The organism is Amycolatopsis iheyensis (assembly GCF_024703995.1).
GTDB classification, from domain to species: Bacteria; Actinomycetota; Actinomycetes; order Mycobacteriales; family Pseudonocardiaceae; genus Amycolatopsis; species Amycolatopsis iheyensis.
This window is the reverse complement of record NZ_JAMXQV010000030.1, coordinates 67,673-79,874: the sequence shown is the minus strand read 5'-3', so window position 1 is coordinate 79,874 and position 12,202 is coordinate 67,673. Positions and strand designations below refer to the sequence as shown.

At 73.6% G+C, this 12,202-nt stretch carries 11 protein-coding genes; 3 read left to right on the top strand and 8 right to left on the bottom strand.

The window, feature by feature from the left end:
* Window positions 1–84: 84 nt before the first annotated feature.
* From M8542_RS40675 to M8542_RS40645, 7 genes are all read right to left on the bottom strand, one after another.
* On the bottom strand, window positions 85–261 hold the full coding sequence (locus M8542_RS40675) for a hypothetical protein (protein ID WP_257925721.1): 177 nt from the start codon (window positions 259–261) through the stop codon (window positions 85–87).
* A gap of 26 nt (window positions 262–287) precedes the next feature.
* On the bottom strand, window positions 288–1,532 hold the full coding sequence (locus tag M8542_RS40670) for an MFS transporter (protein ID WP_257925720.1): 1,245 nt from the start codon (window positions 1,530–1,532) through the stop codon (window positions 288–290).
* Window positions 1,529–2,635, bottom strand: a complete 1,107-nt coding sequence (gene menC / locus M8542_RS40665; RefSeq protein WP_257925719.1) for an o-succinylbenzoate synthase — start codon at window positions 2,633–2,635, stop codon at window positions 1,529–1,531. Before menC ends, M8542_RS40670 begins: the two co-directional genes overlap by 4 nt.
* Window positions 2,632–3,513, bottom strand: a complete 882-nt coding sequence (locus tag M8542_RS40660; protein WP_257925718.1) for a GNAT family N-acetyltransferase — start codon at window positions 3,511–3,513, stop codon at window positions 2,632–2,634. Before M8542_RS40660 ends, menC begins: the two co-directional genes overlap by 4 nt.
* 32 nt (window positions 3,514–3,545) lie before the next feature.
* The gene (locus M8542_RS40655; protein WP_257925717.1) at window positions 3,546–4,658 is read right to left on the bottom strand and encodes a M20 family metallopeptidase; all 1,113 of its coding nucleotides are present in this window, start codon (window positions 4,656–4,658) and stop codon (window positions 3,546–3,548) included.
* Complete coding sequence (locus M8542_RS40650) at window positions 4,655–6,127, bottom strand: amidohydrolase family protein (RefSeq protein ID WP_257925716.1); 1,473 nt, start codon at window positions 6,125–6,127, stop codon at window positions 4,655–4,657. Before M8542_RS40650 ends, M8542_RS40655 begins: the two co-directional genes overlap by 4 nt.
* Window positions 6,128–6,325: 198 nt before the next feature.
* Window positions 6,326–6,967 (bottom strand): TetR/AcrR family transcriptional regulator, encoded by a 642-nt coding sequence (locus M8542_RS40645; protein ID WP_257925715.1) that lies wholly within the window; start codon window positions 6,965–6,967, stop codon window positions 6,326–6,328.
* 128 nt (window positions 6,968–7,095) lie between these two features.
* Here M8542_RS40645 and M8542_RS40640 point away from each other — a divergent pair, with 128 nt between their 5' ends.
* The 3 genes from M8542_RS40640 (at window position 7,096) to M8542_RS40630 (ending at window position 10,902) form a co-directional block, all read left to right on the top strand.
* Window positions 7,096–7,512, top strand: a complete 417-nt coding sequence (locus M8542_RS40640) for a DUF6010 family protein (RefSeq protein ID WP_257925714.1) — start codon at window positions 7,096–7,098, stop codon at window positions 7,510–7,512.
* Window positions 7,513–7,514: 2 nt separating this feature from the next.
* Window positions 7,515–7,715: a hypothetical protein gene (locus M8542_RS40635; RefSeq protein WP_257925713.1), complete on the top strand. Its 201-nt coding sequence runs from the start codon at window positions 7,515–7,517 to the stop codon at window positions 7,713–7,715.
* 469 nt (window positions 7,716–8,184) lie between these two features.
* Window positions 8,185–10,902 carry an AfsR/SARP family transcriptional regulator gene (locus tag M8542_RS40630; protein WP_257925712.1) on the top strand — a complete coding sequence of 906 codons (2,718 nt, stop codon included), beginning with the start codon at window positions 8,185–8,187 and terminating at the stop codon, window positions 10,900–10,902.
* Here M8542_RS40630 and M8542_RS40625 read toward each other — a convergent pair.
* Window positions 10,899–12,188 carry an MFS transporter gene (locus tag M8542_RS40625; protein ID WP_257925711.1) on the bottom strand — a complete coding sequence of 430 codons (1,290 nt, stop codon included), beginning with the start codon at window positions 12,186–12,188 and terminating at the stop codon, window positions 10,899–10,901. The two genes, M8542_RS40630 and M8542_RS40625, sit on opposite strands and share 4 nt — an antisense overlap.
* Window positions 12,189–12,202 lie beyond the last annotated feature (14 nt).

Genomic DNA, 12,202 nt, shown 5'->3' with positions numbered 1-12,202 from the left:
ACGATGGGAACCGGCGATGCCGGGATGCTAGGGCGAAGGCCGGGGCGCCCGATTCGTCGAAACCGACGACTCCCGGCGAATCTTTCATCGCGGCGGACGAACCGCCCCGCGTGCCGCGGCGGCGGCTCGCAGCGCCGCGCCGCGCACGGCGACCAGGACACGGACCCGCGCGAGCGCGACCGCCGCGGTGGCCGCGTGCCGCCGGACCCGCGCGCCGGCCTCCGCCACGCGGCGGGTGATGGCCTCTTCGGCTGACTCCATCGGTTTCTCCGTCCGTTGTGGACTGCTCAGGCGAAGGTGAACTGCTCGGCCCGCTGGGGCACCCAGAACGCGACGACGGCGGCGAGCAGCGTCGTGCCGATGAGGAAGCCGAACGCCGCCGGGTAGGAGAAGCGGTCGGCCAGCCAGCCCATCACCACCGGGGCGACGGCGCCGGCGACCTGACCGCCGAAGTTCATGATCCCCATCCCGACCCCGATCACCGCGGGCGGGATCACCCGCAGCGGCAGGCCGAACACGCCCATCGTGGCGAGGCCGGCGACGCCGAGCGAGAGCGTCTCGTAGACGGTGAACTCGGTCGTGCTGCCCGCGGTCACCATCAGGCCCAGCAGCACCCCGGTGGTGAGCAGGATGCCGCCGAGGAACCAGCGGGCCCGGTCGTGGAAGAACCGGTCGAACAGCCAGCCGCCGAGCATCGTGGTGCCGATGCTGACCAGCATCGGGATCGCGGCCAGCACGCCGGTCTGGGCGAGCGACAGGTGCCGGGCCTCCACCAGGTAGCTGGGCACCCAGGTGATCAGGCCGTAGGCGAGCATGTTCACCAGGCAGAACAGCAGCGCGAACTTCCACACCACGCCCGAGCGCAGCACCCGCGACCGCGGCACGGCCGGCGCGGCCTTCTCCTCGGGCAGGCTGCTCAGCCGCTCCGGCAGCGCCTTCGGCAGGATCGCCCAGACCGCGATGCCGATCACCGCGCCGCAGCCGGCCATCCAGAAGAACGTGTGCCGCCAGCCGACGGCCATCAGCAGCGGGCCGACGATCAGCGGCGCCAGGCCCGCGCCGATCCCGCTGGCCGAGAGCATCACCCCGCTCGCCGTCGCCCGGTTCGCCGGGGTGGTCCGCTCGGCGACGGCCTTGAACGACGCCGCCGGGAAGCAGCCCTGGCAGACGCCGAACAGGGCCCGCACGAGCAGCAGCAGGCCGAAGGTGCCGGCCATGCCGGTGAGCGCGGTGAACAGCGACCACAGCACGAGCGTCACCAGCATCGGCCGGCGCGAGCCGTAGCGGTCGGCCAGGTAGCCCGCGGGGATCTGGCAGACCATGTACACCAGCGCGAAGACCGTGACCAGCCAGCCCTGCTGGGCCTTGGACAGCGCGAACTCGGCGCCGATCGACGGCAGCGCCATGCTGATCGCGAACCGGTCGATGTAGTCGACCGACCACGCGAGCAGCATGACGACCATCGTCACCAGCGCGGTCCGGTTGACCCGGCGCGCGGTCCACAGCTCGGTCTGGGTGTCCACAGTGGTCATGAAGCCAGCCAGGACTGCTCGGTGGTGACCTCCGCCAGCCGCTCCGGGATCGGCGTGACGCCGAGGCCGGGCCCGGACGGCACCGGCAGCCGGCCACCCTCCAGCACGAACGGCTCGGTGATGTCGCTGGTGTAGAACCGGTCCGACGCCGAAGTGTCGCCGGGCAGGGTGAACCCCGGCAGCGACGCGAGCGCGACGTTGGCCGCCCGGCCCAGCCCGGTCTCGATCATCCCGCCGCACCAGACCGGGACGCCGTGCGCGGCGCAGACGTCGTGCACCCGCCGCGCCTCCAGGTACCCGCCGACGCGGCTGGGCTTGATGTTGACGATCCGGCAGGCGCCGAGGCGGATCGCGTCGGCGGCCGAGCGAGCCGAGACGACGGACTCGTCGAGGCAGATCGGCGTCCGGATGTGCTTGGCCAGCTCGGCGTGGCCGAGCACGTCCTCCTCTTCGAGCGGCTGCTCGATCAGCAGCAGCTCGAAGGGGTCGAGCCGCTGCAGCTGCGGCACGTCCGAGAGCGTGTACGCGGTGTTCGCGTCGACCTGCAGCAGGATGTCGTCGCCGAAGCGTTCGCGGACCGCGCGCACCGGCTCGACGTCCCAGCCCGGCTCGATCTTGAGCTTGATCCGGACGTAGCCGTCGTCGAGGTAGCCGCCGACGACGTCGAGCAGGTGCGGGATGGTCTCCATGATGCCGACGGACACCCCGCACGGCACCGAGTCCTTTGTGGACCCCAATGCGGTGCCGAAGGAGATGCCGTGCGCGCGCAGCTCGGCGTCGAGCACCGCCATCTCCAGCGCGGCTTTGGCCATCCGGTGGCCCTTGAACTTCGCCAGCAGCGGCGCGACCTTGTGCGCGGTCAGGTCGTCGGCGGCGAGCAGCGCCGGCACCAGGAAGGTCCGCAGCACGTGCTCGACGCCGTCGACGTATTCGGAGGAGTAGAGCGGGTCGACCATCGCCCCGCACTCGCCCCAGCCTTCGCCTTCCGACGTCACCGCGCGCAGGAGCAGGAGCTCACGTTGGTTCTGCGTGCCGAACGACGTCCGGAACGGCGCGACCAGGGGCATCCGGACGCGGCGGAGTTCCACACCACTGAGTTTCACGACTGCTCCTTCGCGACCACGTACCAGCCGGCACGATCGAATCCGACGACCGAGGCGCCCTCGGCCAGCAGGCCGCCCAGCACCTCCCGCAGCGCGACCCGCCACGCCCGGCCCTGGCCGGGGTCGACGCGCCGCAGCGTTTCGATGTCGGGCGGGACGGCGACGAGCACGACCCGCGCGTCGGCCGGTCCGGTGACCGGGCCGCCGTCGGGGCCCGCCGCCAGCGCCACCGCGGCACCCTGCCGCGTCAGCGTGGCCGCGTCGAGCCGGGCCGGCTTGCCCTCGGCGGCGGCCCGCACGGACGGGCTCGCCAGGTCCCAGACGGCCATGATCCGGTCGGTGTCCCCCGCGCCGTTGATGCCGTCGTTCATCGGGCCGTAGAAGTCGGGCAGGTACTGGTCGGGCAGCGCGGCGAGCTTGGTCAGGTTGAAGTGGGCGTTGCGGCGGACCAGCGGGTCGAACGTCCAGGAGATCACCGGGACGTCCTGGCGCAGCGCCCAAGCACGCTGGTGCAGCTTGAGCGCGAAGCCGATGCCGCGGCCGTGCCCGGCGGTGGCGACCCCGGCGATGTGGCTGTGCAGTCCCCCCTTCGCGGGACCGCCGAAGAACCCGAAGCAGGCGCCGAGGAGCTCGGGTCCGTCGAACGCGCCCGCGACGTAGTTGCCCGCGGACACCATGGCCCGCAGCAGTTCGGTCGTCACGGGCTGGTTGCCGGGAGCGGGACGCCAGATCGACTCGAAGAGCCGCGTCACGGCGGTCAGGTCGGCGACCTCGGCCAGGGTGCGGACTTCGACCCCCGAGGCCGTGGCGGCGGCGGTCGCCGCGGCGGCCGCCTCGTCCCGCAGCGGCGGGGCTGTGTTCGTCACGACTTCTGTCACGCCTGGAATCCTCTCCACCCGCGGCCCGCCGGTCACCGTTGTGCCGCACCGGATTCACCCGGCGCGTTCGTCGGCGCGGACGAACTCCGGTGGTTCAGCACGGTTTCGGTGAGCGCTTTCAGCAAGGCGGTGCGGCGGTCCAGCTCGGCGACGAGGACGTGCTCGTCGTCGGCGTGCGCGCCGCCGCCGACCGCGCCGAGGCCGTCGAGCGTCGGAATGCCCAGTCCTGCCGTGAAGTTGCCGTCGGAGGCACCCCCGACCGCCGCCTCGGTGAGCGGTCCGCCGAGTTCGTTCGCCAGGGCGAACAGCTCCGCCGACGCCTTGGCGTCCAGTGGCGGCCGGTTGATGCCGCCGACGATGTGGATCCGGGCGTTTTCGGTCACCGGCTTGAGGTTTCTGATCGCGCGGTCGACGCGGACCTGCTCGGCGGCGTCCCACACGCGGGCGTCGACGGCGACGCTTGCCTTGGCGGGCACGGTGTTCGTGGTGGTCCCGGCGCTCAGCGCGGTCGGGACGACGGTGGTGCCCTTCGCGGGATCGGCGAGCGCGGCGACGGCGAGGATCTGGTGGGCGACCTCGATGCCGGCGTTGACGCCCTTTTCAGGTTCGAGGCCGGCGTGCGCGGCCCGGCCTTCGATCTCGATCCGGTACAGGGAAACACCTTTGCGGCGGGTCTTCAGCGCGCCGCCGTCGGCCGAGGCTTCGAGCACGAATACCGCGGCGCAGCTCTTGGCTTCTTCCTCGATGAGCGTGCGCGACAGCGGTGAGCCGATTTCCTCGTCACCGGTGATGAGGATCGACACGCCGTCGCGGTCGGCCAGCGCGGCGGCCGCGTGCAGGGCCATCACGACGCCGGCCTTCATGTCGAAGCAGCCCGGTCCGCGCAGGACGCCGTCGCGGACTTCGAACGGGTGTGTTTCCAGGGATCCCAGTGGCCACACGGTGTCGTGGTGGCCGAGCAGGAGCACCCTCGGCTCTCCGAACTGCCAGCGCAGGTGCGTGCAGCCGTCGGTGACGATGCGCTCGGGCTCGACGCCGAGGAGCCGGTGGCCGATCTTCGCGACGGCCTCGGCACTGCGCGCGACGGCTTCGTGGTCCTTGGACGGTGACTCGCAACGGACGAGCGTCTCGATGTCGTCGATCACTTCGGCTCACCCCGCAGCGGCTGGCCGGGCAACGCGTCGGTGTTCAAGTTCCCTTCGGTGACCACGGGAACTCCGGCGACGTAGAGGTGCCGGACGCCGACCGACGGGCGGGTGGGGTCGGTGTAGGTGGCCGTGTCGGTGATCTTGGCGGGGTCGATCACGACCAGGTCGGCGTCGGCCCCGGCGCCGAGGTGGCCCTTGCCGCGGGCCGACGGCGCGACGTCGTCGAGGAGCCGCGACGGCAGGTAGGAGCAGCGGCGGAAGGCTTCGAGCCAGCTCCACGCCCCGGCTTCGCGGACCATCAGGCGCAGGGTCTTGGCGAAGGTGCCCGCGGTCCGCGGGTGCGTGGTGCCGCCGGCCGGCAGCGGCCAGTCGGTGGACTCGGTGCGGCCGTCCTTCCAGTACACCGGCATCGCGTCGCTGGCGACGACGGCGTCGGGGAACGCGAGGGCCTGGTGCAGCAGGTTCCGGTCGCGGTCGTTCGTCTCGTCGAGGAACTCCAGCAGACAGGGTGCACCCGGGTCCTGCGCGCGGAGCTGCCGCAGCCGGGCTTCGTCGCGGACCCGCTCCCCCGTCTCGAGGATGACGACGCTCGACGGCCCGAGTCCCTTGAGCTTCAGGCGTTCCGGCTCGATGAACGCGGCGCCGACGGCGGTGCTGCCCGCGCCGTAGGGGTAGGCCTCGACGGTGACGCGCGAGCCTTCGCGGCGGGCGGTGTCGAGGGTGGCGAGGACGCGGTCGATGTGGTGGCCGGAGGTGCTGTTGACGTGGCAGTGGTGCATCGCGGCGCCGGTCTCCCCCGCGGCGGCGACGATCTCGACCGAGCCGTCGACGGGGATGTCCGGGTCGACCTCGACGAGCTCGCGCACGTGGGTGTAGGTCGGCACCCCGGCCTTCGCGGCGAGGTGGGCGACGGCGAGGAACTCGCCGGGCTCGGTCGCCGGCGCGTAGCCCATGAGGATGCCGATGCCCAGCGCGCCCTTGGCCAGCTCGCCCTCGAGCAGCGACAGCCAGGCTTGGAGTTCTGCTTTCGAGGAGCTCCGTTGCCACCGGGGGTTCCCGAGGACGGCGAGCCCGCTCTCGATGCTCGCGTCGGGCGCGATGTCCGCGAGGACCTGCGCGCGGGCGGCGCCCCAGGAGGCGGAAAAGCCGTAGTGCAGCGGCCGGCCGGCTTTCGCGGCTTCGGCGTACGCGCGGTCGACGGGCATCAGGCCGGCCTCGAGGTCGAGGGCGGTGGTGACGCCGTCCATGGCCTGCAGCCGCTGCCCGGCGACGGAGTGCACGTGACTGTGCAGATCGACGAACCCTGGCCCGACGACGAGCCCGCCGACGTCGACCTCCGTGGCGTTTTCCGCGCCGAGCCCGGTGCCGACGGCCTCGACCTTGCCGTCGTCCAGGAGCACGTCGGCGACGCCGTCGAACCCGGTCCCGGGGTCCACGACCCGTCCGCCCCGCAAGAGTGTCCGCACCCGTCAGCCTCCTCGTCGTCGCTTCCCGGCGACGTTAGGAGGAATGGGGGCGGCACCGTTCGTCCGCGGCGACGAACCGCGGCGCCGGTCTTGATCCGCGCGGACGAACCGGCTCGGTCCCGCTCAAGCGCCCCAATGTGGCCTTGGTTGCGTCAGACGCACCGAAGGCCACATTGGGGCGCTTGGCACCGGCGTGGGTCAGGAAGGCGGCGTCACCGGGGCCAGGATCAGCCCGGTGATCGCGTCGATCAGGCCCGTCCCCGCGTCGTCCCAGCTCGCCCGCGGCGTCGCCGTCCCCTCCGCCAACGCCCGCTCGCGCTCCGCCGTCATGTGGATCATCAGCTGCCGCGCCATGTCACCGCGTTCCGCGCGGACGTCCGGGGGCAAGCCGTCCATGCTGCGGTTCATGCCCTCGACCGCGCGGGCCAGCGCCGGCGACGCCAGGGACTCCTCCGCGATCAGCTCCCGCAGCGCCGGGTCGGTCATCACCTGGGCGCTGAACCGGGCGAACCACGTCGGCGCGCCCAGCTCCCGCAGGTACGTCGTGCTCGGGCGGACCAGGCAGGCCACCCAGTCGCGCAGCGAACCCGCGCCGTCGACGGCCTCGACGAGCTCCGCGCGCAGGGCCTCCATCCGATCCGAGTGCTTGCGGATGATCGCGCGGACCAGGTCCACCTTGGTGCCGAAGTGGTAGTTGACCGCGGCGTTGTTGCCCTGCCCGGCGGCCTCGCTGATGTGCCGGTTGGACACCACGTGCACCCCGTGCTCGGCGAAGAGCCGCTCCGCCGTCACGAGGATGCTCTCCCGCGTCGCACTCGCGCGGGCCGCCTTCACGTTCATCGAACCACCTGGTCAGCCGATCATCTGGTGGCCCTACCTTACGGAAACGCGCCGGTGGCGAGAATCCGGCGGACCCTGGCCGGACAGCCACTGGCCGCCCGGGACGGCCGAACCTAGCGTGCTCGACCATGATCGCCGTGCTGGCGCCGATCCTGATCGGCCTCCTCTACGTCCTGCTCAACTCCCTGATCGCCGAGCCGCACCGGCGCAAGTTCAACGCCGTGATGGTGGCCGGCGCCGGCGCCGCCTACCTGTCCGGCGGCGCGCTCGGGCCGTGGGAACTGGCCTTCTGCGCGGTGCTGACCTACGTCGCCTTCCGCGGGCTCGACTCGTGGACGTTCATCGGGATCGGCTGGCTCCTGCACACCGGGTGGGACGTCGTCCACCACCTCAAGGGCCAGCCGATCCTGCCGTTCGCGCACGACTCGTCGTTCGGCTGCGCGTTCTGCGACCCGGTCATCGCGATCTGGTGCTTCACCGGCGGCCGCCCGGTCACGGCGTGGTTCCGGCGGGTTGGCGCGGTCGAGCCGCGGGTACCCCGCTGAGCATGAGCACGGACGTCGAACGCGCGGCGCACGCCTTCTGCCCGCGGTGCCACCCGGACCCGAAGCCGGGCGAGGTGCTCACGGCGCTGTGCGGCGCGAAGCACCCGTACTTCGGCCGCCGCGACCGGCCGGTGAACTCCTGCCCGGCGTGCGTCACCCTCGCCGCCGCCTCGACGTACGCCTGCGGCCACCCCGGCGGCTGACTAGCGCGGGTCCGCGCCCGGCGCGATGACCACGAACTCCCGGCGCGCGACCCGCATGACCCACCACTGCTCCCCCCTCGGCCACCCCAGCGGCCGACTACTGCGGATCCACACCCGGCGCGACGACCACGAACTCCCGGCGCGCGGCCCGCACAACCAGCCACCGCTCCCCCGCCGGCCCCACCACCGTCGACGTCCGCCACACCACCACCGACACGGACCGGAACCCCGGCTCCTCGGCCCGGACCACCCTGGCGGGGGCGATCCGGGCCGTTACGAGGGGTCCGGCGGAACCTCGCCCGGGGCCGCCGCCGACACGGCCAGTGCGACGAGCGGGACCCAGGCCCGGACCGTCCTGCGCATGCTTCCTCCCGGCTGCTCGGTGCCGTCGCGGCACACTCTCGGGGCAGGATCGTGTGTAATCCTTGCGGGATTTCTGCATCACGCTGGTCAGGGGAGGTGCTCGGCGATGCTCTGCGTGCTCGGCGAGGTCACCGTGCGGGATGAGGCCGTCGACCTGGGGCCGGCCCGACAGCGGTGCCTGCTGGCCGCGCTGGCCGTCGAAGGCGGCCGGGTCGTGGCCGCCGATCGGCTGGTCGAACGCGTCTGGGGCGCGCAGCCGCCGCGGCGGGGCCGGGCCACGCTCTACAGCTACCTCTCCCGGCTGCGCCAGGCACTCGCCGGCGCCGAAGGGCTCGCCATCCTGCACCGCTCCGGCGGGTACCTGCTGACCGGGCCGGTCGACCTGCACCGGTTCCGCGAACTGACCGCCACCGCCCGGGCCGCCGGCGACCCCGAACAGGCCGCCCGCGCGCTGACCGAGGCGCTGGCCCTGTGGCGCGGCGAGGCGCTGACCGGGCTCGACGGCGAGTGGGCCGAAGCCGAACGGGAACGCCTCGGCCAGGAACGCCTGGCCGCGGAGCGGGACCTGGCCGACGCCCGGCTCGCGCTCGGCCACGGCGACCGGCTGGTCGCCGAGCTCGCCGCACAGGCCGCCAACCACCCCCTCGACGAGCGTGTCGCCGGGCAGTACATGACGGCGCTGCACCAGGCCGGGCGCACCGCCGACGCCCTCGCGCACTACCGGCTCGTGCACACCCGGCTGGCCGAGGAGCTCGGCACCGATCCCGGCGCACCCCTGCGGCAGGTGCACAACCGGCTGCTGGCGGAGTCGGCCGAACCCGGCCCCGGAACGCGGACCGCTCGTCAGCTGCCCGCGGCGCCCCGGCCGTTCGTCGGCCGCTCGGCCGACCTCGCCCGGCTGGACGCGGCGCTCGACGCGGGCGGCACCGTCGTCATCTCCGCCATCGCCGGGGCGGGCGGCATCGGCAAGACCTGGCTCGCCCTGCACTGGGCCCACCGCCACGCGGCGCGCTTCCCCGACGGCCAGTTCTTCGTCGACCTGCGCGGGTTCAGCCCGGACAGCGCGCCGATGGACCCGGCCGCGGCCATGCGCGGGTTCCTCGACGCGCTCGGCGTCGAACCGCACCGCATCCCGCTCGACCCGCACGCGCAGGCGGCGCTGTTCCGCGGGCTCGTCGCCGGGAAGCGGATGCTGCTGGTACTCGACAACGCCGCCGACACCCGGCAGGTCACGCCGCTGCTGCCGGGCAGTGCCACCTGCACCGTGCTGGTGACGAGCCGCTTCCGGCTCACCGGCCTGGTCACCGGGCACGCCGCCCGGCACCTGCCGCTCGACGTGCTCTCCGGCGCCGAGGCCCGCGCGCTGCTCACCGACCGGCTCGGCGCGGCCCGCACCCGCGCCGAAGAGTCGGCCGTCGAGCGGCTGATCGCCCTGTGCGGCGGGTTCCCGCTGGCGTTGAGCATCGTGGCCGCGCACGCCCACACGCGCCCGCACCGGTCGCTGGCCGCGCTGGCCGACGAGCTGGCCGAGCTCGGCCTCGGCGCGCTGGCCGACGACGACCCGACCGCCAGCCTGCCCGCCGTGCTCTCCTGGTCCCACCACGCCCTGACCCCGGCGCAGGCGAGCGCGTTCGCCCTGCTCGGCGTCGCGCCCGGGCCCGACATCGGGCTCGCGGCCGCCGCCGCGCTGGTCGGCGAGCCCGCCGCGGAGACCCGCCGGCTGCTGCTCGGGCTGGAACAGGCGTCGCTGCTGGCCCAGGACGCGCGGGGCCGCTACCGGATGCACGACCTGATCCGCCGGTACGCGGCCGACACGGCGAGCCGGCTGCCCGAAGGCGCGGTGGCCGCGGCGCGGAACCGGGTGGTCGGCTGCTACCTGCACACGGCGTTCGCGGCGAACCGGCTCGAGAACCCGCACCGCGCGCCCATCGTCCTGGCGCCGCTCCCCGCGGGCGTCACGGCGGAGGTGTTGCCGGACGAGCGCGCGGCGCTGGCCTGGTTCGACGCGGAGCACCCGTGCCTGCTGGCCGCGCTCGACGTCGCCGGCGCGGCGGCCTGGGACCTGGCCTGGACGCTGGAGACGTTCCACCGGCGCCGCGGGCACTTCCGGGACCGGCTCGCCGCGTGGCGGACCGGGCTCGCCGCGGCCGAGCACCGGCTCGACCCCGCCGCGCTGATCCTGACCCACCGCCTCCTCGGCCGCGCGCACGCCGACCTCGGCCGCCACGACGAGGGGATCGAGCACCTGCACCGGGCGCTCGCCCTGGCCGAGGCGCACGCGGACGCGGCCAACCAGACCCACACCCACCGGACCCTCGCGGCGGCGTGGGTGGCCGGTGGCGAACCCCGCAAGGGGTACGACCACGCGGTGCAGGCGCTGCGGATCGCCCGCACGCTGGCGAACCCGGTGTGGGAGGCGGGCGCGCTCAACGCGGTCGGCTGGTACGCCGCCCAGCTCGGCGAGCACGACCACGCCCGCGAGAACTGTGAGGCGGCGTTGACGCTCTTCCGCGCGCACGAGGACGCCGAAGGCCAGGCGACGACGCTCGACAGCCTCGGCTTCATCGCCGACCGGACCGGCCGGCACGAGGAAGCGGTTTCCCGCTACCGCGACGCGCTGACGCTGCTGCGGGCCATCGGGTCGCTGTACGAGGTGGCGGGCACCCTCGACCGGATCGGCAGCGCTTACGCCGCGCTCACCCGGCACCGGCAGGCGCGCGAGGCGTGGGAGGAAGCACTCGAGCTGTACCGGCGGCAAGGCCGGGACGAAGAGGAGCGGCGGGTCCGGCGGCAGCTCGACGCTCTTCCGTCCACAAGAGACTAGTCCCGCACCGCCCGGATCAGCACCGGCAAGGCGACGACCAGCGCGAGCCCCCGCAGCGCCGCCGCGACCAGGTACGGTGCCCGCAGCCCCAGCGCGTGCGCCACCTGGCCGCCGGCCAGGGTGCCCAGGGGGATCAAGCCCCAGCCGAGGAACCGGTTGACGCTCGTGACGCGGCCCAGCAACGCCGGGGGCACCAGCTGCTGGCGGAAGCCGACGGTCACGATGTTCCACATGGTCGTGACGAACCCGGTCACCGCCAGGAAGCTCCCGAGCACCACCGCGTTCGGGCTCAGGCCGATGCCGGCGAACGCGCCGGCGTTGGCCGTCAGCGCGACCACCAGCGCCGGCAGGGCGCCGATCCGCGCCACGATCCGCGCGTTGACCAAGCCGCCGAGCACGCTGCCGAGGGCCGCGCCGGCCAGGAGCACGCCGTAGCCGCGTGCGTCGAGGTGGACGACCTCGGTGGCGAGCAGGACGAGGGTCGCGTAGGCGAGCTGGCCGCAGAACGTGTTGACGCCCAGGAGAAGCGCCAGCGTGCGCAGCAGCCGGTGCCGCAGCAGCCAGGTCAGGCCTTCCCGTACCGCCGGGCGGGTGGTGACCTGCGAAGTGCGCCGCGGCAGTGTCGCCACCAAAAGCGCGGACAGCGCGAACGACACGGCGTCGAAGCCGAACGGGAGGGCCCCCGCCACGCCGAACAGCAGGCTGCCGAGCGGCGGTCCGGCGAACTGGCCGGTGATCGTCGTGATCGCCTGCTGGTGGCCGTTGGCTCGGTGCAGCCGGGACTTCGGCACGAGGTCCGGCAGGATCGCCTGTGCGGCGGTGCCGAAGACGACGTCGCCCGCGCCGATCCCGAACGCCGTCACGACCAGGACCGGGATGCCGGCTTCCCCGAAGGCGGCCAGGATCGCGGTCACGGCGACCAGCGCGGCCTGGAGTGCCTGCGAGCGCCACATCAGCTGGGCCTGCCGTCGCAGGGCCGCCAAGCCGCGGGCCTCGACGCCACGGCGATCACGAACTTCGCGATCCTCGACGGCATCATGACGGGTGAGTGGGACGCCGTCTGGGACGCGATCAAGCACCTGATCCGCGCGATCGTGCCGGTCGGCCAGCGCGCCCGCCGGGAGCGACAGCAGCAGCCACGGCAGGTACGCCGCGGTCGAGACCAGGGACACGAGCCGCGGGTCGTGGGTGACCGTGACCGTCACCAGGGGCACCGCCGCGGTGTAGGCGCCGGAGCCGAGGTTGTCGATGCCGGTCGCCCACCAGAGTCGCCGGAAAGCCGTCATGCGGTGATCTTTCG